Origin of the sequence: Campylobacter gracilis (assembly GCF_018374135.1) — a bacterium.
GTDB lineage: Bacteria > Campylobacterota > Campylobacteria > Campylobacterales > Campylobacteraceae > Campylobacter_B > Campylobacter_B gracilis_A.
Map to the genome: position 1 here is coordinate 1 of NZ_JAHAFS010000012.1, position 22,436 is coordinate 22,436.

Here is a 22,436-nt window from a genome sequence, read left to right on the forward strand (position 1 = left end):
CGCTTTCGATGAGGCGCGCGATAAAGGGCGCCGAGCCGATAGTAAGCGGTACGATCGCCGCGGTGGTGCCGATGCTAGTGCCGATAAGAAGCTTCGTAAGCGGAAAGAGTACGATTAGCAAAATTATAAACGGGAAGCTTCGCAGCGTATTTATCGCGACGTCCAGCACGGCGTAGACGATGCGGTTTTCGCAGAGCCCGCCGCGACGCGTAAGGATAAGCACGATCGCAAGCACGAGCCCCAAAATAAACGCCAAAGCCGTGCTTACGAAGGTCATATACAGCGTCTCCAGCGTCGCGTTTAGCAGCAGTTTCGGTATCGCTCCGCTAAAAAAATTTTGTATCCACTCTATCATTTATGTCCTTTCATTTTGTGCTTGCTTGCGCTATATCGAGCTTTTGCGCCGCTTTAAAAATTTTTGAAATTTTAAAATTTACGCCGCAGCAAATTTTACGCCTTAAAATTTCAACCCTCGCGAAGCGGTAAATTTTATAAAATTTTATCGCCTTTAACTCTAAGTTTAGATGAAATTCTATCTAAATTTAACGCGCAGCCCTTAAAACCAAAGCTAAATTTTAAAATTTCAAATCCGTGCGAAATTCAGCCCCGCGTCCTCAAAAAATTTCAAATTTTTTAAATAGCTCGGGCTCGTTCTGCACGATGCCGCGCTCTATGAGGCTTGACACGACTTCGCGGCTGCAAAGCGTCTCCTGCGGCCACCGGCGCGTATAGCCCTCCCACTCGTGCTTGCTCGTAGCGTCGATGCAGATGCGATCGTCCTGCGCCACAAATACGTCGCGCAGCGCATCGATGCTATTTACGACGCGCCAAACGCTCATATAGAGGTTGCTCGCGTCATTCCCCGCATCGGTAAAAATCAAAATTTTAAAATGCTCGCTAAATTTCAAAATCCGCCGCCAGCTCCGCTCTACGAGCTCTTTTTTGTCTATGTTTATCAGCACGAGCGGGTTTTTCGTATCGCAAAAGTGCTGCTTAAGCGCCAAAATAGCGGGCTCTTCGCTTTGAAATTTAGCTAGCAGCTCCTCGTCGCTTAAAATTTGCGGCGCCTGCGAGCTTAAATCCGCCGTCGCATCGATGCCGAGCTTGCCGCCGAAGCAGGAGTTCGGGCTTGCGTGATCGAGCTGATCGCACACACCCTCGCTAAAAACGAGGCTGCGCGCGCCTATGCGGTTTAGGACGTACTTCGTAAGCGCCTCGTACTCATCTAAGCCCGGCGCGTCCTGCGGCACGAAAACGGCGTGTTTTACGAAGCTCATCTGCCCCACGCCCCAAAACGCGTGCATGATCTGTTTAGCGGCGGCGGGGTAGCGCACGGCGATCTTAGCCAAAATCAGATTGTGAAATACGCCGTTTTCGGGCATTTTATAATCGATCAGATCGGGCGCGCTCGTGCGAAACAGCGGCAAAAAGATCCGCTCGGTCGCATACCCCATAAATTTATCCTCAAGCGGCGGCTTACCCACGACTGTGGCGTGAAATACGGGCGCGCGCTTGTGCGTGATCGCGCTAACCTCCATTACGGGGAATGGCTCTACCGGCGTGTAATATCCCGTGTGATCGCCGAAAGGCCCTTCCGGCTCGCTTACTGCTGGATCGACAAAGCCCTCGATCACGTAGTCGGCGCCCTCTGGAACGTAAATTTCATTCGTAAGCGATTTTACGAGGCGAGCGGGGCTGCGGCGGATGAAGCCGTAAAGCAGCAGCTCAAAAATCCCCTTCGGCAGCGGCGCCTGACCGCACCAGATATAGAGCGGGTCGCCGCCGATCGCCACGGATACGGGCATCTTGCGCCCCGCTTTGCGGTATTCGTCAAAAAAGCCAGCGCCGTCTTTGTGTATCTGCCAGTGCATCCCCAAGCGGTCGCGCCCGTAAATTTGCAGACGATACATGCCGAGATTTTGCGTTTGCGAGTTCAGATCCTTCGTATAGACCTGCCCCATCGTGATAAATGCGCCGCCATCATTCTCCCAGGTTTTAAGCACGGGAAGCTCGCCCAAATCGACGTCAGCACCCAGATGTGCGACCTGCTGGCACTCGCCGCGGCCGCTAAGGCGCTTTACAAAAATTTTACGCAGCGAGATTAAGTGCGCTAAAAAATCAAGCTTTTCGCTGAAGTTTTGCGGACGCTTCGGCTTTAGCAGGCTCTCAATCTCGGCGGCGATCTCGTCAGGTTCGCGACCGAGGATTAAATTTAATGCAGAAGATGAACCGAAAATATTGCTTAGCACCGGCGGCATCCGTTTGCCCTGCGCGTTTCGCACGTTCGTAAAAAGCAACGCCTGCGAGTGCTCCCTTTTGACCTCGATGTAGCTTGCGTGCGCGATCTCAAGCTCGGTGCCGATCTGCTCCTTTACCTCACGCAATAGCCCGTTTTCGTAAAGCCTCTTTATCCAAAAATTTCTGTTTAAAATTTCATCAAAGCTCTGCATCCGCTGCCTTTAAAAAAATAGATTTTTTTCTTGCGGTTTTTGATTTAGAAGCTGCACGATCGCGCTTTTTTCCGCAAAAACCAGCGCGTAATGAAACTCCGGCAGGCTCTTTAGCGCGCTTAGCTTATTAAAGCGAAAGTCGATTTTAACGCCGTCTAAGCGATCCTCCCAGCTAGCGCAGACGATAATTTTTTCGCGGAATTTCGCCCGCAAAAAATCCGCCTCGCGCGCAAAAAGCTCAGGATCGCTCTCGGCAATAAAGGCGCGGTAGCTTCCGCCAAGCGAGCTAACGTTAAAAAACCTATCCACAAAAATCGGCTCGAAATGGCCGAATGCGCTTAAGTTTTGAAATTTAAAGGGTATGTTTTTGCGCGAGAGATACTCGATCACGCCGCATAGCTCGGGCAAAAATAGCTGCGGAAAGATTAAGTTTGAGTAATAAAGCCCGCCGAAAACGAAGCTACTGTAAAATATCGAGCCGCCGTAAAGCAGCCTAAAATCCGCGCTAGCGGGAATCGTGACAGGCGAGATACCGAGGCTTTGCAAAAGATCGCCGTCGGTGGTGAAGTAGGTATTTTTCTCTTTGGCATTCAGCAGACTGATGAAAAGCTCGCCCTTGCTGCGCGGCGCAAACATCAAATTTTTCGGCACGCTCGTGTAGCGCAGGATCTCGCTTTGCACTTCGTTTATCAGCACGAAGCCGTGCCGCCACGTCTCGCCCAGAAATTTTATCAGCCGCACGAGCGCCGAGCATAAATTTTCGACCTTGATAAAGGCGATCTCGTCGTTAAGCGGCTTGAAATTGTTATCGAAAATGATCGCGTACGCGCCGTTATCGATCGCGGTGCGCACGTCGCGCTCGTTTGCGCCGAGTGCTATGAAAGCTCCCTTTTTCGCGACCTTTGCGGGCTCGATCGCAAAGCTCTCGACCGCGGAGATCGCAGGATTATTTAGCATCGTTCCGTTTACGATACGGGTTAAATTTAATAAATTTACCATTACGATTTCCCCGCGGCGGAACTTTTAAGAAGCGCGCTCTTTGCGGCGCGGTGCGGCTGCTTTGCGGTAGATGCGGAACTTACGCCGGACGCGGCGGCGTCTTTTGCGGCGATTACGGCAGGTGCGGCAGTATTTTTTTCGATGCGGCGAGATTTTGCGTTCCGAGAGGCACTTTTAGCCGGTACCCATTTTGCGCTTGGCGCGGAAATTTTATTTTGCGCGGCGCTTTTTATGGACGCTGATTTTGCGACAGATGGCGATTTTGCCGTGGATGTAGAGACTACACTTGCTGCGATACTTTTGGCGGTCGATGCGGTTTTTGCGATAGGTACAGGTTTTTTAGCAAGCGGGGATTTTTTTGCGGGCGCGCTTTTTGTCGCTGTGTTTTTTTTAGTAGTGACACTTTTGGAAAGCAAGGCGTCTTTTTTAATGCTTGCGCTAGAAACACCTGCCGTGCGCTTTCTGCGCGACGCGGCGCTTGCTTTAGAGCTCTCGCCATCCGCACTTGCACGCTTTTTTGTGCGCTCGTCCGTAAATTTATCGGTATGTGAAAACGAGCGCACAACCGCGCGCGTACCGAGCTTTGCACATTTTAAAGCGGCGAACTTCGACAGCTCGCAAATGCCGAGCGTTAAAATTTTACGCGCCGCAAATTTTAAAGCAACACCTGCGCCGAGCTTTAGCGCCAAAGGCGTGGCGCACACAAGCCCGCCTGCACCGATCTTTGCGGCAAGGGAGGAGCTGCGGCAAAGCTTTAAAATTTTATCCGAAGCGCTGCTTTTTTGCGCGCAGAGCCCGGCCGCGCCGTAGATAGCGAGCTTTGAAGCCTTGCGCGCTAGAGCCCTCATCGCTAACCTACGATCGCGCCGTTTTTTACGGGTGCGAGAGTGCTAAGCAGCGTAAGGCTGCCGTCCTCGGCGCTTAAAATCATACCCTCGCTGCTATGTTTAAAAATTTTAGCGGGTTTTAAATTTGCCAGCACGCAGATCTGCTTGCCGACAAGCGCGGCGGGATCGTAAAATTTCGCGATACCGCTGATGATTTGACGCGGCCTCTCCTCCCCTAGATCGATCATAAATCGCAATAGTTTCTCGCTGCCCTCTATGTTTTCGCACTCCAAAATCGTGCCGACTTTGATAACGCATTTTTTAAAATCATCGATTTTAATCTGCGCTTCAGATGCCGCGCCTTTGGCTTCTTGCGCCGTAGCGTCCGAGCTGGAAGCGTTTGCGTTTAAGCTTAGCGCGCCTTTTGCCGCGGCGTCTGCGCCCGAACAGCTTGTAGAATTTACAGCGCCATCCAGTCTATCGTAGTCCGCCTTCGGCATTAGCTCATGATCGATCTTGGTAAAAAGCGGCTCGCACGACTTGGCCTTAAAATCTAAAATTTCGCCTCGAAGTACGAGTTTTTCATAAAGCGGAGTGGATATTTCAAAGCCGAGCGTGTCTGCGATACGTGCCGCCGTCTTCGGCATCGCAGGGCTTAGCAGCACGGCGACTTTAGCCAGAATATTTGCGACCAATGCGACGAGAGCCAGCGCCTTAGCCTGCTCGCCGTTTTTCATCAAATTCCACGGCTCATATTTCGCAATCGAAGCGTTTGCGAGCGCAAGCGCCCTCCAAAGCTCCTCTAAGTATCTATTGGTAGCGACTTCCTCAAGCGCGCTAAGTGCGGTGCTCAGATAGGAGTTTGCTTCCTCGATCTCGGCGGTGAAAAATTTCATCACGTCTTTGGAATTTATGATGTAGTCCGAGTATTTTGCGCTCATGCCGACGATGCGGCTGAGTAGATTTCCAAGCTCGTTGGCAAGCTCGGAATTTACGCGGTTGATGATCGCTTTTTGCGAAAAATCGCCATCTTGACCGAACGGTACCTCGCGCAGCAAAAAATACCTAAACTGCTCCAGCCCGTAGGCGTTTGCGACCTCGCGCGGATTCACAACGTTGCCAAGGCTTTTGCTCATCTTTTTGCCGTCACGCGTCCACCAGCCGTGAGCTGCGATGCTGCGTGGCATATTTAGTCCCAGGCTCATCAAAAACGCAGGCCAATAAACAGCGTGAAAGCGCAAAATGTCCTTGCCTACGATGTGCAGCGCGTCGCTCCAATACTCCATCCGCTCGCCGCCCGCGCAAAATCCAAGCGAACTAAGGTAATCCATCAGCGCGTCCAGCCAGACGTAAATCACGTGCTTCGGATCGTTTAGCTCGGGCGGAATTTTAACGCCCCAATCAAAACCCGTTCGCGTGATTGAAAGATCCTTCAGACCGCTTTTTACGAAGCTTATTACCTCGTTTTTTTTGCCTAGCGGCAGGATGCACTTTTCGTCTTCATACCATTTCAAAAGCCGCTCTGCATAGGCGCTAAGCCTGAAAAAATAGCTCTCCTCTTTTAAAATTTTAGTCTTTTTGCCGCAATCGGGGCAATACTCGCCGTCGATTAGCTGAGCGGAAGGGAAAAAACTCTCGCAGCTTACGCAATAGTTGCCCTCGTATTCGCCCTTATAAATGTCGCCCTTTTCATACATCTTGCGAAATACGTTTTGCACCGCCGCCTCGTGCGCGGCATCGGTAGTGCGCGAAAACATATCATAGCTGATGTCAAACTCGTCCCACAGGTTTTTAAATTTAGCGCTTACGCCGTCTGCGTACTGCTTTGGGCTTTGGCCGTGCTTGGCTGCGGCCTCCTCGATCTTTTGGCCATGCTCGTCGGTGCCCGTTTTAAAAAACACCTCGTGTCCTTGCAAGCGATAAAATCTAGCCATCGTATCGGCGATGATCGTCGTGTATGCGTGACCGATGTGCGGGACGTCGTTTACGTAATAAATCGGCGTCATTATGTATTTTTTCATTATTCTCCTTCTATTGATTCCGTCAAGTATTTTAATCTAACGTAACATAAAATTTATATTTAAAATTTACTGCGATCGCGAACCGGCTTGATTTAATACGTAATTTACATATCCAGTCTCAGGTTGAATCGTAATGATTGCCCTATCGTTTGCACTATTAGTTAAAGTAATGGTGCAGGGAGCGGCAATTAAATTTGCATAAAGCGCAACTTTAGCCACCTGTCTCATAGGTCTTCCTTTAACGTCGAAAGCTATCGTAGTGTTCCCTCTTTGATTGCAAGCATCACCGAAAGTCACATTAACGATATCATAGCTACCACCTAAATTCAGCTTTTTATTCATTTTTGCACCATCTGTATTTGAAGGCTGAGATGCAAAGCCTGAAGTAAGCAATTTATTGGGATTTAAAGGATCTACGGCAATTGAAGCCAAACTATTAGGCTGTCCGTTTGATTTAGGAAAAGTTCCGTTATCCCAATACACATTATATCTCCATCCTGCAGCAGAACCAGGAGCACCAGCGTTAGTAAATTGTATTCTCCATAATCTTCTAAACCAATTCTGGTCACTTGCATTAAATTTATTATCGTTCATTGCAAGCTGTTGCGTGTAACGAATGTGCGAAACAACCTGATCTGCCGCCTCCACAAGGCTATTTCGATTGATTTGAGGCACCGCCACCGCCGCTAGAATTCCAACCACCACGATGATGAAAATCAGCTCTATCATAGTAAATGCTTTTTTCATAATTTTTACCTTTCATAAAAATTTTGTTTATATTTTAACATAAAATTTAGCAATTCGCACGCCTCGCTTGTAAATATCTATATTTTGTATCGAATTTTTATGATCCGAGACATATTCCGGCTTATCCGCATAGATAAAAGCGCTATCCCCGCTAGGCAGTCCGTAAAATTTCAGGCGCAGGCAGAGCCTCTCGTCTTCGCAGCTTACGCTTTTTACTCCGCGATTTTTTAGCTCACTTGCCAGCTGCCTAGCTACGTCAAATTTATAGATGAAATGCCGCTGCGGTTTGTTTGCGAACATCGCCTCATACATCACGTCGCTGAAAATCACTGCAAAATAACTCACCGCTAAGCTTACCAGCGTTACACCCACGGCAATCTTATGAAAAGTGCGAAATTTAGGCAATCTAACGCGGTACGAATTAAACAAAACCCGAATGATTAAAGGCGTAGCGATGACGCAATACGGCAGCATCATCTCAAGCGGCACGCGCTGTCTTAGAGAAAAAAGCATCGTTAGACAAAGCGCGCTCGTAGCGATGAACCAAAGCAGGCTCTTCTCCTCTTTGATCCAAATTCTATAGATCGTGTAGATGAAAAATAAAAACACTAAAGGCGAAAACGCGCCCGCAAAAACGCCCACGGTGTCTAAAAAATATCCCTTTGGCTTGCCCTCAGAGCTTACGTCGTAAAAGATCACGCTGAAGCTAAATAGCGCTATGCAAAGTAGCAAAAGCTCCTTTTTGCGCGTATAAAGCGCCCAAATTCCAAAGCCTACGTAGAGCATAAAAAACGCGCGATCGATCAGGGCGCAAACGGACAGAAGCACGAAAAGCACGATATTGTATTCGCTCTTTGCAAAATATATCGCTAGCAGTGTGAAAAAAACGATGATGCCCGCAGGATTTAGCAAGATCGCGCTACTCATCGATGCAGGAAGCGCCATAAATAGCGCCGTAGCGACCACTCTATCGAAGCGACGCTTTAGAATAAATTTTGAAATTTTATAGATCATCGCAGCGTTTGCGAAGTGGATCAAAATAAACGGTATGCGCAGGGCGTAATCGTTGCGCCCGAAAATTTCGCAGCTTAAATTTGCGATTAGCGAAACGAGGGATTTTTTCTCGTAAAAAATTTCGGCTTCGTAGTAGCTGATGCTTAAATTTGAGATAGCATAAAGCAAAAATATGCCCTGAAACAGGCACATTATGGAGATCACGAAAATTTCGTTTTGATAAAGCTTCTTCACTCTCATCCTTGCTGCGGGCGCTTTAAATTTACGGCTAAATTCTATGGCCGAAATTTTATAAAATTTAAGCCGCCGAATCTTTTAAAATTTAGCCGCTAAATTTAACCGCGCACCGCTTCATTCCTCTATCGTATAATTTTCCCAAAAGAAATTTATCCACTCATCCGTCTTTGAAATTTTAAAATCGGGCTGGATAAGCGCCTTGGGTTTGTAAAAAATCACCGCGGTTTTAAGCTCTATTTGCGGGAATTTCTCCAGCAGCACGCGCTTGATCTCGACCATGCTGTCGCCGCTGTCGATGATATCGTCCACCAGCAGCACGCGCTTGTAAAGCTCCAGATCGGGCACGTTGAAAACGTCGATGGTGTCGAGCTTTTTGGTGTCCGCGTAGTGGATGGAATTTATCGAAAATATCGTCCGCATATCAAGCGCATTAGCTAGCGCGTGACCGAATGTGAGCCCGCCTCTAGCGATCGCCACGATTGCATCGGGCATAAATTCGTCCCTAACCTGCTTTGCTATAACTCTTGCGTCGCGATCCATCTCGTCAAAACTATAAAATCTCATATCTTTCCTTAATATTTAATGCATTAAAAATACTAAAACGCTAATCGCGCCAAGCGTCAAAACGCCGAAATTTAAATCTTTTATCCTACGCTGAGCGAGCCTAACTACGATATAAGCGATAAAGCCGAAGCTTAGGCCATTGGTGATCGAGTAAGTAAAAGGCATCAAAAACACTATGAAAAACGCAGGGATTAGAATTCCCGCGTCGCTATAATCGATCTTACCAAGCTCGCTAAACATCAAAACCCCGACCATTACGAGGATCGGATAGATTGCATTTGCGGGGATCGCCTTAAATAGCGGTAGCATAAACAGCGTCAGCACGAAAAATATAGCGCAAAACACTGCGGTAAGCCCCGTGCGGCCGCCCGCTTCCACGCCGCTCGCGCTCTCGGCAAATGCGGTGACCGTGCTCGTTCCTATAACGGCTCCTGCGACGCTTCCTATCGCATCGGAGGTTAAATTTCTAGATAGTTTTTTCATGCCGTCTTTGCTGTTCTCTCCAAAAAGCCCCGCGCGGTTTCCCACGCCGGTGAGAGTGCCGATGCTATCGAATAGATGCGTAACGAAAAATGTGATTATAAAAGGCACGAACGCGAGCTTTAGCGCTCCGGGGATATCTAGCTTAGCAAATATCGGCGTTATGCCGCTTGGCGCACTTACTATGCCATGAGGTGCAGGCGAAATTCCAGCCACCCACGCAACGCACGAAGTAATCAAGATGCTTAAGATAAACGCTGCCTTGATTCTAAGCACGAAAAGCACAAGCACGACCGCTAAGCCTAAAATCCCAAGCAAAACATTTAGATCTTTTAAATTTCCCAAAGTTACTAGCGTCGCCTGACTAGGCGCGATGACGCCCATCTGTTTAAGTCCGATAAAGCAGATGAAAGCCCCGATACCCGCACTTATGGCGCGACGCAGATCAAGCGGGATAGATTTGATAACCCAAACGCGAAAATTTGTAAACGAAAGCACGGTAAAAAGCGCTCCACTTATCGCTACGATGCCAAGTGCGCTCTGCCACGGCATCTTCGCATCCACGCACAACGCAAAGGTAAAATACGCATTTAGCCCCATGCCGACGCTAAGCGCAACGGGGGTATTTGCAAAAAGCCCATTAAATAGCGTTGCGATTATCGTAATAAGCGCGGTTGCCGTAACCAGCGCATCAAACGGCATACCTGCGATGCTCATAATGTTAGCGTTTACCGGCACGATGTAAATCATCGCCAAAAACGTAGTAAGCCCTGCGATAAGCTCCTGCCTTACCGACGTTTTTGCCGCGGCGAGATGAAAGAATTTCTCCACTTGCTCCTCCTTTAGAATTTATTTGTAAATTTCGATCTGATTATACAAGCTGTCGCGCTCTACGGGTACAAAGCCCGCAGTGCCGATCATATCGATAAAATCGCACTTGCTCTGCCCTTTTTTGCTGCCGGCGCCGGCGCTGCTTTGAATACTTTCGTTCTCGATCGTGCCGTCAAGATCATCCGCGCCGAAATCCTGCGCTACAAGAGCTAAGCTTAGCGTCGAGGTCGCCCAATACGCCTTGATATGCGCGACGTTGTCGAGCAAAATTCTACTAATCGCGATCGTTTTTAAAATTTCGACCGAGCCCAAAAAGCCCTTCACGTCCAGGTAGTTGTTCTCGCGCTGATACACGAGCGGGATGAAGGCGTTGAAACCGCCGCCGTTAGCGCGAGCTAGGCTCTCATCTTGCAGCGCGCGGATGCGCAAGATGTGATCGATGCGGTGAGCGCGGCTTTCGATATGACCAAAAAGCATCGTGGCGTTGCTCTGACGCCCGCGCGCATGCCACAGCGAGTGGATACGTAGCCATTGTTCGCTTGAGACCTTGCCTTTGCAAATTTGATCCCTGATCCGTTCGTCAAAAATTTCGGCGCCGCCGCCGGGCATCGAATCCACGCCGCTTTGCATCATCAGCTCTATCGTCTCCTCGTAGCTCATCTTCCACTTTCGCCGCCAGTAATCGATCTCCGCCGCGGTCATCGCCTTGATGTGCAGAAACGGATATTTTTGCTTTATCGCTTTAAAAATTCCCAAATATTGCTGCGGCGTAACGAACGGATTGTGCGAGCTTACGATATGAATCTCCTTCGTGCCGCGCGCTACCGTCTCGTCCACGATACGCATGATCTCATCATCGCTCATCGTGTAGGCGTTCTCGTTCTTGCGGTGCGCCGAAAATGCGCAAAATTTACAGGTATCTGCGCATAAATTCGAAGGATTGATATGACGATTTGCGTTGAAATAGACGTTTTTGCCATTTTTTTCTTTGCGAATAGCAAAGGCGAATTTGCCCAGATCGAAAAGATCCAAATCCCATAACTTCACGCCGTCTTCGTAATTTAATCTCTCGCCGCTTTGTAGTTTTTCTAAAATTTCCATCGATTTCCCAAGCCAAATTTTGTGCTAATTATATAATTTTTTGCTTACAAAACGGATAAGCGAACTAAATTTAGAGCCGAATTTCGTTAATTTAAAATAGCGTAGTAAAATGGACGCCAAATTTTGAACAAGGAAAGCAAAATGTGTGGAATCGTAGGCTACATCGGAAACGCCGAAAAGAAAAAAATCATAATAAATGGACTGAAAGAACTCGAGTATCGAGGATACGACAGCGCGGGCCTTGCCGTTATGGACGAGAGCGCCAATATCAAATATTTCAAAGCAGTCGGCAAGCTAAATAATCTCGAAGAAAAGATGAAAGATTTTACTTCGCAAGGCTTTGGCGTCGCGATCGGTCACACTCGCTGGGCGACGCACGGAAAGCCCACCGAGCTTAACGCGCATCCGCATTTTGGAGATTTTAGCTTCGTCGTACATAACGGCATCATCGAAAACTACATCGAGCTAAAGGACGAGCTCGAAGCGGACGGCGTGAAATTTTTAAGCCAGACCGATACCGAAGTAATCGTGCATCTTTTCGAGAAAAATTTCAAGGCTAGCAACGATGCATTTAAGGCATATGAAGCCACAATTAAACGGCTAAAAGGCGCATACGCAACGCTTTTAATCACCAAGGCAGCACCCGGCGAAATTTTCTTTGCTAAAAACGCGGCTCCGCTGATCGTCGCAAAAAACGATAAAAACGAAATTTTCTTTAGCTCCTCGGATGCTCCGCTCATTGGGCTTGCAAATACGGCCGCGTATCTGGACGATCAAATTTACGGCGTTGCCAAGCTCGGACAAATAGACATTTTTAAAAATTGCAAACCGCATAATTGCACCTTTAGTGAGCTTCCGAAAGATAAAGGCTATGCGCAAAAAGAGGGCTTTAGATTTTTTATGGAAAAAGAAATTTACGAGCAGGCGCAGGTCGTAACCGAAGCGATGATGGGGCGCGTAATAAAGGGCGGTAAGATAAAATTTGACGAGCTTGATGCGGCGATGTTTGAGGGTATCGACGAGGTCGTGCTATGCGCTTGCGGTACAAGCTATCACGCCGCGCTCGTAAGTTCGTATCTTTTCGAGCGCATCGCTAAAATCCGCACAAAAGTAGAAGTTGCCAGCGAATTCCGCTATAAGGAGCCATTTTTAAACAAGAATTCCTTATTTATCGTGATCTCACAAAGCGGCGAGACCGCCGATACATTAGAGGCGCTACATATCGCTAAAAAAGCTGGTCTTAGGACGCTTGCGATCTGCAACGTCGATAACAGCTCGATCGTGCGCATGGCGGGCAGCGTGATCCTCACCCGCGCCGGCATCGAAAAGGGTGTGGCATCTACGAAGGCCTTTGCGACACAGGTTATGGTGCTATGGATGTTCGTCGTGTATCTTGCAAATCTGCGCGAAGTCATCTCGGCGCGCATAAATTCCGCTGAAATTTCAGCGATGCTTCATATCCCGCAAATTTTAAAGATCAAAGACGGCTTGCAGGATAAAATTTACCGCATGAGTAAGCACTATCTGCACGGACACGGCTTTTTCTTTATCGGGCGCGATATTTTCTATCCGCTCGCTCTTGAGGGCGCGCTCAAGCTCAAAGAGATCTCCTATCTGCACGCGGAAGGCTATCCAAGCGGCGAGATGAAGCACGGACCGATCGCTCTTGCGGATTCCAACCTTTTTACGATCGCGTTAATGCCTAAAAATACGCTTTATGAAAAAACCAAAAGCAATGTCGAGGAGCTTGCCGCGCGCGATGCGTATATTTTAGCGATCAGCCCCGAAGAGCCCGAAGTCGCGGACGATTTTATCAAAACGAGCGAGCAAAGCCACGCGATGAGCGAGTTTTTTGAGATGATGATAATTTTACAAATTCTAGCTCTTGAAATTTCCGTGCGACTCGGCAACGACGTGGATATGCCGCGAAATTTAGCCAAAAGCGTCACCGTAGAATAATCGTTTTTTAAGTTCATTTTGACTAATATTTCTCATTAAAAAATCGGGGAATGTTAGTATATGAGACTTATCGGATTTATCAGAGGTGAAAATGTCATAGTCGCCACAGGCGGGGTCGAGTATAGCTACGAAATGCTTGGCGAGCGCGATCCTAGCCTAACCGATGGCGATGAGGTAAGCTTCGACACGCTAACATCCAGCGCGATAAATATAAAGCGCGTCGAGGGCTCTAAATCTAAAGACCGCGTAGCGCAAAAAGTAGCCCCACAGCCAAAAGAATCTGCAAAACAAAACGATGAAATTTTTGGTGATAAGAATTCTGCAGAAAACAATATATCCGAAACGCCATCCTTTCAAAGCTCTACCGAAAATATTGCAAACGATATATCTGCCGTAAAAGAAACGAAGGTCGCAAAAAAATTTAATAAATTTAAATTTAACCGCAAAGCCAAGCCTACGAGTGCAAAAAAACCGAAATTCTTTGGATTTGAGTTCGTCCAAACCGATGATCTGCGCACTACGCAAAGCGTTGAGAGTAAGATTTATACTTCATCTATCCGTAAGGAAGGGCTTAAATCCATAATCCTGCCGATAGTGCCGATAGTCATTATTTTGATATTCCGTTCGCAAATCGCAAGTATATTTCTATCTTTTTCACAGATCGAAGCTTACGTTAATCAAGATACGGTTTATATGGTGATGGATCTGCTGATTTTCCTCAGTTTTGCGCTATTTTATCTGCTGCCGCTTAACCGCGCGATAAACCTACTCTCCATAGCGACGCACGATCAATACCCGATGCGTCAAATGGCGAATTACAATGTCTTTATCATCCTGTGCGTCATCTCTACGATCCTGCAGGATAAGAGCCTGGGGCTGGATGAGTTCGAGCAGATTTTCATCTGCGGCGTGATCGGATTTGGGTTAATTTCGTTTTATTATAAGCTCAAGGCGTTTGCGTTTATGTTTTTCAAAACTGCAGGCTCAATCCTATTTGCTCCCGCGCTGCTTGTGGAGCTCGCAGCTATTATTTTCATCGGCATCGGCGACCGCTATACTGGCGCGTCGATGAAATTTATGGAGCTTACGGGGCTATTTTTTGCGAGCACGGCGTGGAGATACATCATAATTTTTATCGTTATGTCGCCGCTTTATTTCCTTGGGTTTTGTATGCTAAGGCGGATTAAAAAATAATTTTACAAAATTTTACCGCAGATTTAGTTATGATGAAATTCTACTATGATTGAATTCTGCTCAAAATTTCATCGCAAAATTTAGCACTAAGACAGAATTTAGAGGGGATTTGAACTTTATCAAAGTAAAATTCTACCGCATTAAAATTTTATCACAATAAAATTTCATAATTTAGGAGCAGATCGCGCGCCCTAAAGCAATATACGTGTTTTTTTACACGTAACGCTCGTTTGCAAAAATACACCAATGTCCGCGAAATTTCGATGCAATGCCCTCTTTTATTTGACAAAAGTCATAGCAATTTTACATAGCGTCTGTAAAATCCTACCGCTAAAATCCATCTTTAAATCTCGCGCGCTCAGCACATATCGACGCAGAAAATTTTATCCACGCAATTCGGCACGAAATTCAAAGCCAAATTTCACATCGCATTCTACGGCAAAATTCCAAGACATAGCTCTATCATAATAAAATTTTGCCAAAATAAAACTCTAATTGATGCCAAAGCCTAAGTACGGAATTTAAAGCTACAAGCCCTGTGCGCCGCAGCTCTTAAAATTTCAATGCCAAAATTTTGTCGCGTTTAAATTTAACCGCGCGCCGTATTAAAATTCCGCCCCGTCGCCGCCGCGGCTAAATTTAACTATCGCACTAAATTCCGCGCCCTCGCCTGCTGAAATTTAATCTCGCGCCCCGCTTCTTGTGGCGTAGAATTCCCGCCTAAACTCCGCAAACCGCCCGTGCATTATCGCCTCTCTCATATCCGCGGCAAGGCGCAGGTAATAATGCAGATTGTGAATGCTCGCAAGGCGGTAAAAGCTAAGCTCGCGCGCGCGAAATAGATGATTTAGGTAGCCGCGGCTGAAGCGCTTGCACGTGTAGCAGTCGCAGTGCGGATCGATCGGATCGTGATCGCTGATAAAGCTCGCGTTTTTGATGCTGATCTTGCCGAAGCTCGTAAATAGCGTGCCGTTGCGGGCGTTGCGCGTAGGCATCACGCAGTCGAACATATCCACGCCGCGAGCGACGTTTTCGACGAGATCCTCGGGCGTACCGACCCCCATCAAATATCGCGGGCGCGCCGCATCGACGAAGGGCATCATAGCCTCTACCGTGTCGTACATCAGCTCGTTTTTCTCGCCTACGCTAAGCCCTCCGATCGCAAGCCCGTCAAAGCTCATATCGCACAGCGCTTCGGCGCAAAATTTGCGCGCCTGCGGGTCGGTGCCGCCTTGTATGATACCGAAGATGTTTTGATGCACGTGCAGGCCGCGAGATTTCATGGCCTCGTGATAATCTATCGCCTCGCGAGCCCATTTTATCGTGCGCGCGACGCTTAGATCGATCCTCTTTTTAAGCCGCGATCTATCATCGAAGCTCAGTGCGCCCGGCTCACGCGGTAGTTCCACCAAATCGTCCAAAATCATCATAATATCGGAGTTTAGCTCATACTGCGTATCCAGCACCGAGCGCGGCGTGAAATAATGCATGCTGCCGTCGATGTGGCTTTTAAATTTTATGCCGCCCTCGTCGTTTTTGGTGTTTGCGCGCAGGCTGAAAGCCTGAAAGCCGCCGCTGTCGGTCAAAAAGCTGCGGGGAAATTTCGTAAATCCGTGCAGCCCGCCGAAGCCCGCCACCACCCGCGAGCCTGGGCGCAGATACATATGATAGGTGTTAGCGAGAATGATCTGCGCGCCCAGGAGCTGCACTACGTCCGTCGCATCGAGCGCTTTGACCGCGCCCACGGTGCCGATCGGCATAAAAACAGGGGTGCGGATCGTGCTGTGCGCAGTGCGGATCGTGCAAGCGCGCGCCGCGCCGTCCTCGGCGTCTATTTGAAAATCCATCTTGATCCTTTAAATTTAGCTTCTTGTGCGCACTCGGCGCAAAATTTTAAAAAGCGATTGTAGCGAAATTTAAATTTGCGGCAGGTAAAGACGGGGAAAAATTTATAAGGGTATTATGAGGCGTTTGCGGATTAAAATTTCGGTAGCGAGCGACACAGCCGCTAAATGTAAAATTTACCGGCTCTCTTATAATTAAAATTTAATCAAACGTTGCGAATTTAGCGAGCGCGGCGGCATTAGATCACGGCGCGCTTTATATTATAAATTTAAAGATGCGTCGAGATAAAATTTCGCACTTATGAAGCAAATTTTATAGCTATAACGCTACCATTAAATTTCTCCGCACCGCATGAGTCGGCAACGTCTTTTAAATTTGAAACTTCGCTCTTTTCATCGCGCGCGCTAGAAAATCCGCTAAATTTATGACCACTATGACCGCACAGCTGTTTTTCGCACGGCACGCCGTCGCCGTCGCCGTCGGTGTGCTGGGTGCCACCCTCCTGAGCCCTGCCGCACTCTCGCAGATACCGCGTCGCCTCTTCGCAGCTGCTAAACTGCGAGCAATAGGTCTTGGCGTTGCAATCAAGCCCCAAAGCAAGACTAGTCAATACCGAAAACAATAAAACTAATTTCATCGTCTCTCCCTAAAATTTTGATGAAATTATATGGATAAATAGATAAATAATTAATAAAATAGTAAATTTAGTCGCAAACGGCGCAAATTTCACCGCTTACGACGTTTTATTCGGCGGCTGCGTCTAAAGAAATTTAGCGGTTTTAGAGTTTTTTTGCACTTTCAAAAGCCGCGACGCGCTATGCCGCTAGGCGCTTTTGCGCGCGCGAGGCTTTCTTTTCGCAGGAGTACTTTTTGCAGGCGTGCTTTTGCTATCCGATAAATTTTCCAAGGCTAAATTTGCTACGGATCTCTTTCTGCCCCTGCTCTTTGCTTTTCTATTTTGCAAAAACTCGCTGTATGGCGAGCTGTAAAGACTAGCGTGCCAGATCGCGCATCCCAGCATCACTATGCCGGAAATTTTATGCAGCTGCGACATGCGCGAGTTCATATTCAGCGCGGTTAGAGCCGTGATGCCCATACTCACTCCCAGCGTCACTTTAGCCGCTTTGCGCTGAAAGTTTAGATCCAAAATTTTATCTTCAATGCTCAAATTTTACCCCTTTGATGGAATTCAGTAGTAGTCCTATCGTCGTGCCGTTATGCAGCAGCGCCGTAGCTACGGGACTTAGCGCGCCGAAGGTCGCCAAAAATAAAATGATCGAATTTATCCCCACGGTGGCGTTAAAATTTCGATTTACGAGTCGCAGCGTGTCGTTGGCTAGCGCCTTTACCTGCGCGACGCCCTCAATGTCGTTTTTCAAAAGCCCGATTTGAGCGGAAGCTTTGGCGATCTCGGCGCCGTTTAACATGCTGATGCCGATGTCCGCCTTCATCAGGCTCGGCGCGTCGTTTATGCCGTCGCCCACGAAAACCACCTTGCGCCCCTCGGCTTTGAGTTGCTCTAAAATTTCGGTCTTTTGCGTCGGCAGTAGCTCGCCGTAATAGCGATCTACGCCGAGCTTTTTGGCTACGGCGCGAGCTTTTGAGCTCACGTCGCCGCTTAGCATGACGATCTGTTTAGCGCCTAGCTCGCGAAGCCTAGTAATGACGGCACGGGCGTTTGCGCGCACCTCGTCTCTAAGCCCGATGACGCCTAAAAGTCTGCCGTCAAATGCGATGTAAAGCAGTGCGAGCCCCTTTTGCATCGCAAGATCGATGGTCTCCTCGTGCGCCGCGAATGAGATCATCTCGTCGTCTTCGAGAAAGTGGCGCGAGCCGATGATGAGCTTTTTGCCCTCGATACTAGTCTTTACGCCATGAGCGACGACGAATTCCACCTCGTCGTGGTGTTTGTGGATAAAACCGTGCTTTTTGGCGGCATCCACGATCGCCTCGGCTACGGGGTGAAAGTAATGCTCCTCGGCGCTCGCGGTTAAATTTAAAATATCGTTTTTACTAAAGCGCTCGTCAAACGATATGATCTCGGCGACCTCCAGGTTGCCGTACGTAAGCGTGCCCGTCTTATCAAATACGAAGGTGTCGGCGCTCGCAAGCGACTCAAGAGCCTTGGCGCCTTTGATCAAAATCCCGTTCTTGCCTGCCTTCGAGATGCTCGACTTAAAAGCAACCGGCGTAGGCAGCTTAAGCGCGCACGAGTAGTCTGCCTGCAGCACCGAAGCTACGCTCATAAAATTTCGATTTATCAGATAGGACACGCCCGCAAGCCCGAAGGTTACCGGCACGAGTTTGTCAGCCAAGTGGGTCGTATGCATGCCGATGCTGGAGCGCTCGTTAAGAGATGCCGTGATGTAGTGCTTGATGCGCTGCGTGGAGGTGTTTTCGCCGACGTTTTCCGCCCAGATACGGATCCTGCCCTCCTCTACGATCGTGCCGCTTAGCACGCTATCGCCGCGGGATTTTTTTACCGCGACCGATTCGCCCGTCATGTTGGCTTGATTTATCATCGCTTCGCCGCTTACGACGTGTCCGTCCACGGCTATGACATCGCCCGCGCCCACAACCACGATGTCGCCTACCTTTAGCTTGGAAGTTGCGATTTTGACTTCGGTCTTTTTGCCGTTTTGATCTATCTCGACCCACGCCTCGGCAATGTCCGGGCGGGCGAGCTCGCGGATAAGATCGTCACTTTTATAAACGGTGCTCTCCTCCATGTATTCGCCAAGAGCGAGCATAGCGTTGGTACTATTTGCAGCAAAGATATCTCCGCGCGCGAGAGAAATTCCGACAGCAGCAGCCTCCAAACCCTTTGAAGTAAGTCCATGACGAAAGCTTTCTTTAATGCCCTCTTTTAAGATAGGCACGCACGCTACGATGCTAAATGCGCGCGCTAAAGGCGAAGTGCGGAAGATTAAATTTCCCCCCAACGCTAGAAGCGCTAAAATAAATTCGTTTTTGCTTGGCAGATTTTTATGGCTAGAGGGGATAATTGATTTTAGCTCGCTTAAATTTAAAGCTTCAAGTTGCTTTAGAATTCCTGCCTTATCTACACCCGCGTCAAGCTTAAGGATCAAAGAGCCGATTTTAGCGTTAAATCTAGCTTCCGTTACGCCTTCAAGCCTCGCAGCAGCTTTTTGCAGTGCACTCGCATCGATATCTCTAAAACCGACGATCTTTAGCCGTAGTCTAGTTTCGATCTCATGTAAAATTTTAAAATTTTGCATCGACTACTCTTGCATCTCTGCCTTGGCGTCTTCGAAGCGTTCCTTCATCTCCTCAATGCCCATCTGAAACATCTCGGTGCCCTTTGCAATGAGCTTAAAAAGCTTTTTTTGCGCATTTTCGTCGGTGAGAAAATAGGTCGCTGCGGCCCCCAGAACGATGCCTGTGATAAATGAGTTGCTACCGAATAAGCCGTTCGCGTTTTGCCTGCCACCCAAGGAATTAAAAATTCCACCGAAAGCAGAATTATGCGAGCCCTGAGTAGAATTTACGTCGCTTGAGCTTTGAGCGGCGGAATCTTTACTATCCGAGTTATTGCTGGAAGCAGAACTATTAAAAGGTGTAGAATTTACCCGCTCGTTTATCCATTTAGCCCAACCGCCAAGCCTTTCGTCGCCGGCAAAGCTACCCGCAGAGCCGCTAGCATATTTGTTGTTACCAAAATCGTAATCGTCTAGAATTTCTTTCAAATCTTTTTTTGTGATATAGGGATTACTCATTGCCTACCTTAAGAATAAAATTTCTACCCGCAATGAGCGCGCCTACGCATACTGCGACGCCTGCCGCTGCGCGTAGATACTCGCCTTGTACGAGTTTATTTGCGCTGTAAATCGCGCCGCCGCCGATGATACCGCCGCTTAGCGCAATATCTAGCGCATCGCGAATCGCTTTAGATTTGCTTTTGCCTTCTTTTGCTTTAACGAGCTCTACGGCGCAACCGCCGATCGCCCCCGCTATAGCGCCGCTTAAAACGTGATCCAGCGGCGAACGCTGTGTCGTAAGTGATCTATTCATTTAGGCCTCTATTTTTCTGATTTGTCATCTGCGGACGTAAATTTTACCGAAGAATTATCGTCCATTTTTACGATCTGCGGGATATTAAGCGGAGTAGTAGATGCTACGGATGTCTCACCTGCCGGTGTTTCGCCAGTCTTAGAGCTCGCGGTGGATTTTTTAGTTCTTTTAAATCCCGGTTTTGGTCCCGGCTTTTTTCTGGTTTTTTTTGCAGTGCTAGTTTCAGTGCTAGTGCTACTTGTCGCAGCTTTTTTACTACCAGACTTTCTTTTACCTTTTACCGCCTCAGCGACATCATCTAAGCCTTCTTTGGCTTCCGCAAAAATTTCTTTTGATTTTTTGCTTAATTTTTCCGCTCCGCCTTTGACGCTATTTTTCAGCTCCTCGACGCTTTTACTGCTCACGATTTTATTCGCACCTTCTTTAATTTTATCTCGATTGTTATAAGCGTAAACCGCCGCGCAACCAAGCGCAAAACCTGCTAGAAATGGGATCGGCATTTCATTCTCCTTGTGTTAAGATTATAAAGTCATTTTATCAACTTTACATAGATTTTGATATTATAGCGACTTTTTTAGATTTTTGCAATCCTAATTTAATTTTTCTGCAAAATTCCTTTAATTAAATTGGAAAATGCGCTATTTAAGATATTTTGCAAATCGTATTTTTGAAATATCCGCTCTAATTCCTGCGGATTTTTAAAAATTTCGTTTAATAAATCAGCGAAATTCAAAGAATTTAAATCAGCCTCGCATTTAGAATTCAGTTCCTTCAAAATCGGCAAAATTTCATTATACGAAATAGCCTGTGCCTTATACAGCAGCTCTTTAAATTCCGCGTTCTTGCACGAATTAATTAGATCGTCATAAAACATCATAGAGCTTTTTTCTATCAAAAGCGCCGAAGCCAAAAACTCATTCATACCTTTTGCAGCCAGTGCCTCACTGCCATTTTCAGGAGGCATAGCACCAAGTCCACAAGAATTTGCAAAGTCTAACATCCGCTCAAGTAATCCAGCTCGTAAAGATAGAATTTCTCCTAACTTTTTATCTTGAAATTTAACTGCGCCCAGTGAATAAAACTGTAAAATTTGTGCCTCTTTTTCGAGCAAAAGAGCGATATCTGCAATTTGCGCTTCATTTAAATTCCGAGATTTATTAGAAATTTTGCGCGATTTTTTAGTGCTACGTAATACTTCTTCGTTCAAGAAATCGCCTCTATATTGGAATTTACAAGCGCTACTAGCTCAGGCGAACTGATGCCGCTTAAAAACTGCTCCCAAAGGTGCATCGGAAAAACGCTTTCATCATAATGAATCGTCAGCGAGCCGATTAGAGAGTTAAATTTATACTCTTTTATCCCGCGAATTGCAGCTATTTTAGCCTTCAGGCTCTCTTCGCTCACGCTATCTCGCAACTCTCTAATTTTGGGACTTACGCGGATACGAATACGACCTTTGCTGTGGCTGATTTTGCTAAAATATTTATGAAATTCCAAAATATCGTTGTGATTTATTTTCATATTTTTCCTTAAATTTGCGCCCAAATAATATCATAAATCATTTAATTCCTGCTAAATTTTGCGAATTATTTGCGTTTAGGACGAAATATTTTTATCTTATTTTCATCCGCTGTTATGTAATTTCCTCCCATTAGATCAATGCAATACGGCACAGCAGGAAATACCGGCAGGAGGCACTCTTTAATCGCTTTTGGATTGCCAGGTAAGTTTATAATCAGAGATTTTTTGCGGATCGCTGCTATCTGGCGAGATAAAATTGCCGTAGGCACGATCTTTTGGCTCTCTGCGCGCATTAATTCGCCAAAGCCTGGCATTAATTTCTCACTTACCGCTTCGGTCGCTTCAGGCGTTACATCGCGTGGAGCAGGACCCGTGCCACCCGTAGTTAGCACCAAATCACAACCCGCTTCGTCGCAAAGATAAATCAGCTTATCTTTGATCAGCTCTAGCTCATCGGGGACAATTTCATAAAAATACTGCTTCTCGCAAGTTAGCCAATCATCCATCACGGCAATTATTTCTTTGCCTCCTAAATCCTCGTAAACGCCACCGCTAGCGCGATCACTGATCGTTAAAATTCCTATTTTTACCATTTCCTCTCCTTTATTAGAATT

At 47.3% G+C, this 22,436-nt stretch carries 21 protein-coding genes and 1 pseudogene; 3 read left to right on the forward strand and 19 right to left on the reverse strand.

The features are described from left to right. The 3 genes and pseudogenes from KH703_RS06670 to KH703_RS06680 all read right to left on the reverse strand — a co-directional run. Window positions 1-355, reverse strand: a pseudogene (locus KH703_RS06670) (methionine ABC transporter permease); the annotation flags it as partial. Between the two features lie 259 nt (window positions 356-614). After that, a complete protein-coding gene (locus KH703_RS06675; RefSeq protein ID WP_304295148.1) occupies window positions 615-2,450 on the reverse strand; it encodes a menaquinone biosynthesis decarboxylase in 1,836 nt (611 codons plus the stop codon). A gap of 9 nt (window positions 2,451-2,459) precedes the next feature. Continuing rightward, entirely contained in the window at window positions 2,460-3,449 is a 990-nt protein-coding gene (locus KH703_RS06680; protein WP_304295149.1) for a hypothetical protein, read from the reverse strand. 231 nt (window positions 3,450-3,680) lie between these two features. Here KH703_RS06680 and KH703_RS06685 point away from each other — a divergent pair, with 231 nt between their 5' ends. Continuing rightward, entirely contained in the window at window positions 3,681-4,259 is a 579-nt protein-coding gene (locus tag KH703_RS06685; RefSeq protein WP_304295150.1) for a hypothetical protein, read from the forward strand. A 40-nt stretch (window positions 4,260-4,299) separates the two neighbouring features. On the opposite strand, the gene metG is transcribed toward KH703_RS06685, so the two are convergent. The 6 genes from metG to mqnE form a co-directional block, all read right to left on the reverse strand. Beyond that, complete coding sequence (metG, locus tag KH703_RS06690; protein WP_304295151.1) at window positions 4,300-6,297, reverse strand: methionine--tRNA ligase; 1,998 nt, start codon at window positions 6,295-6,297, stop codon at window positions 4,300-4,302. Window positions 6,298-6,363: 66 nt separating this feature from the next. Further along, window positions 6,364-7,044, reverse strand: coding sequence for a type II secretion system protein (locus tag KH703_RS06695; protein WP_304295152.1), 681 nt, complete (start codon window positions 7,042-7,044; stop codon window positions 6,364-6,366). Window positions 7,045-7,071: 27 nt separating this feature from the next. Continuing rightward, window positions 7,072-8,298 carry a glycosyltransferase family 39 protein gene (locus tag KH703_RS06700; protein ID WP_304295153.1) on the reverse strand — a complete coding sequence of 409 codons (1,227 nt, stop codon included), beginning with the start codon at window positions 8,296-8,298 and terminating at the stop codon, window positions 7,072-7,074. Window positions 8,299-8,409: 111 nt separating this feature from the next. After that, complete coding sequence (locus KH703_RS06705; RefSeq protein ID WP_005871628.1) at window positions 8,410-8,859, reverse strand: phosphoribosyltransferase; 450 nt, start codon at window positions 8,857-8,859, stop codon at window positions 8,410-8,412. A 15-nt stretch (window positions 8,860-8,874) separates the two neighbouring features. Next, entirely contained in the window at window positions 8,875-10,170 is a 1,296-nt protein-coding gene (locus tag KH703_RS06710) for an NCS2 family permease (RefSeq protein WP_177386696.1), read from the reverse strand. Between the two features lie 18 nt (window positions 10,171-10,188). Further along, the gene (mqnE, locus tag KH703_RS06715) at window positions 10,189-11,271 is read right to left on the reverse strand and encodes an aminofutalosine synthase MqnE (RefSeq protein ID WP_304295154.1); all 1,083 of its coding nucleotides are present in this window, start codon (window positions 11,269-11,271) and stop codon (window positions 10,189-10,191) included. A gap of 141 nt (window positions 11,272-11,412) precedes the next feature. On the opposite strand from mqnE, the gene glmS reads away from it, so the two are divergent. Both glmS and KH703_RS06725 read left to right on the forward strand, forming a co-directional pair. Continuing rightward, entirely contained in the window at window positions 11,413-13,230 is a 1,818-nt protein-coding gene (glmS, locus tag KH703_RS06720) for a glutamine--fructose-6-phosphate transaminase (isomerizing) (protein WP_304295155.1), read from the forward strand. Between the two features lie 60 nt (window positions 13,231-13,290). After that, on the forward strand, window positions 13,291-14,424 hold the full coding sequence (locus KH703_RS06725; RefSeq protein ID WP_304295156.1) for a hypothetical protein: 1,134 nt from the start codon (window positions 13,291-13,293) through the stop codon (window positions 14,422-14,424). Between the two features lie 680 nt (window positions 14,425-15,104). On the opposite strand, the gene tgt is transcribed toward KH703_RS06725, so the two are convergent. From tgt to mog, 10 genes are all read right to left on the reverse strand, one after another. Next, complete coding sequence (gene tgt, locus KH703_RS06730) at window positions 15,105-16,271, reverse strand: tRNA guanosine(34) transglycosylase Tgt (RefSeq protein ID WP_304295157.1); 1,167 nt, start codon at window positions 16,269-16,271, stop codon at window positions 15,105-15,107. Window positions 16,272-16,567: 296 nt separating this feature from the next. Then, window positions 16,568-16,906 (reverse strand): excalibur calcium-binding domain-containing protein, encoded by a 339-nt coding sequence (locus KH703_RS06735; protein ID WP_304295158.1) that lies wholly within the window; start codon window positions 16,904-16,906, stop codon window positions 16,568-16,570. Between the two features lie 186 nt (window positions 16,907-17,092). Beyond that, window positions 17,093-17,437 carry a hypothetical protein gene (locus KH703_RS06740; protein ID WP_304295159.1) on the reverse strand — a complete coding sequence of 115 codons (345 nt, stop codon included), beginning with the start codon at window positions 17,435-17,437 and terminating at the stop codon, window positions 17,093-17,095. Beyond that, window positions 17,427-19,508, reverse strand: a complete 2,082-nt coding sequence (locus tag KH703_RS06745; protein WP_304295160.1) for a heavy metal translocating P-type ATPase — start codon at window positions 19,506-19,508, stop codon at window positions 17,427-17,429. Before KH703_RS06745 ends, KH703_RS06740 begins: the two co-directional genes overlap by 11 nt. A gap of 3 nt (window positions 19,509-19,511) precedes the next feature. Beyond that, a complete protein-coding gene (locus tag KH703_RS06750; protein WP_304295161.1) occupies window positions 19,512-20,006 on the reverse strand; it encodes a hypothetical protein in 495 nt (164 codons plus the stop codon). Continuing rightward, a complete protein-coding gene (locus tag KH703_RS06755) occupies window positions 19,999-20,301 on the reverse strand; it encodes a Cys/Met metabolism pyridoxal-phosphate-dependent enzyme (RefSeq protein ID WP_177386687.1) in 303 nt (100 codons plus the stop codon). The genes KH703_RS06750 and KH703_RS06755 overlap by 8 nt, the downstream gene beginning before the upstream one ends. Before the next feature lie 8 nt (window positions 20,302-20,309). Next, window positions 20,310-20,801 (reverse strand): hypothetical protein, encoded by a 492-nt coding sequence (locus KH703_RS06760; protein ID WP_304295162.1) that lies wholly within the window; start codon window positions 20,799-20,801, stop codon window positions 20,310-20,312. Between the two features lie 95 nt (window positions 20,802-20,896). After that, window positions 20,897-21,508, reverse strand: a complete 612-nt coding sequence (locus tag KH703_RS06765; protein ID WP_304295163.1) for a hypothetical protein — start codon at window positions 21,506-21,508, stop codon at window positions 20,897-20,899. Beyond that, on the reverse strand, window positions 21,505-21,822 hold the full coding sequence (locus KH703_RS06770) for an HMA2 domain-containing protein (RefSeq protein WP_291936786.1): 318 nt from the start codon (window positions 21,820-21,822) through the stop codon (window positions 21,505-21,507). The genes KH703_RS06765 and KH703_RS06770 overlap by 4 nt, the downstream gene beginning before the upstream one ends. Window positions 21,823-21,887: 65 nt before the next feature. Then, entirely contained in the window at window positions 21,888-22,415 is a 528-nt protein-coding gene (gene mog / locus KH703_RS06775; RefSeq protein ID WP_304295164.1) for a molybdopterin adenylyltransferase, read from the reverse strand. Window positions 22,416-22,436 lie beyond the last annotated feature (21 nt).

Bases quoted from the DNA above. Each gene is read 5' to 3' on its own strand.
- KH703_RS06675 (WP_304295148.1), bottom strand. From the start codon at position 2,450: ATGCAGAGCTTTGATGAAATTTTAAACAGAAATTTTTGGATAAAGAGG.
- KH703_RS06680 (WP_304295149.1), bottom strand. From the start codon at position 3,449: ATGGTAAATTTATTAAATTTAACCCGTATCGTAAACGGAACGATGCTA.
- KH703_RS06685 (WP_304295150.1), top strand. From the start codon at position 3,681: ATGGACGCTGATTTTGCGACAGATGGCGATTTTGCCGTGGATGTAGAG.
- metG (WP_304295151.1), bottom strand. From the start codon at position 6,297: ATGAAAAAATACATAATGACGCCGATTTATTACGTAAACGACGTCCCG.
- KH703_RS06695 (WP_304295152.1), bottom strand. From the start codon at position 7,044: ATGAAAAAAGCATTTACTATGATAGAGCTGATTTTCATCATCGTGGTG.
- KH703_RS06700 (WP_304295153.1), bottom strand. From the start codon at position 8,298: ATGAGAGTGAAGAAGCTTTATCAAAACGAAATTTTCGTGATCTCCATA.
- KH703_RS06705 (WP_005871628.1), bottom strand. From the start codon at position 8,859: ATGAGATTTTATAGTTTTGACGAGATGGATCGCGACGCAAGAGTTATA.
- mqnE (WP_304295154.1), bottom strand. From the start codon at position 11,271: ATGGAAATTTTAGAAAAACTACAAAGCGGCGAGAGATTAAATTACGAA.
- glmS (WP_304295155.1), top strand. From the start codon at position 11,413: ATGTGTGGAATCGTAGGCTACATCGGAAACGCCGAAAAGAAAAAAATC.
- KH703_RS06725 (WP_304295156.1), top strand. From the start codon at position 13,291: ATGAGACTTATCGGATTTATCAGAGGTGAAAATGTCATAGTCGCCACA.
- tgt (WP_304295157.1), bottom strand. From the start codon at position 16,271: ATGGATTTTCAAATAGACGCCGAGGACGGCGCGGCGCGCGCTTGCACG.
- KH703_RS06735 (WP_304295158.1), bottom strand. From the start codon at position 16,906: ATGAAATTAGTTTTATTGTTTTCGGTATTGACTAGTCTTGCTTTGGGG.
- KH703_RS06745 (WP_304295160.1), bottom strand. From the start codon at position 19,508: ATGCAAAATTTTAAAATTTTACATGAGATCGAAACTAGACTACGGCTA.
- KH703_RS06750 (WP_304295161.1), bottom strand. From the start codon at position 20,006: ATGAGTAATCCCTATATCACAAAAAAAGATTTGAAAGAAATTCTAGAC.
- KH703_RS06755 (WP_177386687.1), bottom strand. From the start codon at position 20,301: ATGAATAGATCACTTACGACACAGCGTTCGCCGCTGGATCACGTTTTA.
- KH703_RS06760 (WP_304295162.1), bottom strand. From the start codon at position 20,801: ATGCCGATCCCATTTCTAGCAGGTTTTGCGCTTGGTTGCGCGGCGGTT.
- KH703_RS06770 (WP_291936786.1), bottom strand. From the start codon at position 21,822: ATGAAAATAAATCACAACGATATTTTGGAATTTCATAAATATTTTAGC.
- mog (WP_304295164.1), bottom strand. From the start codon at position 22,415: ATGGTAAAAATAGGAATTTTAACGATCAGTGATCGCGCTAGCGGTGGC.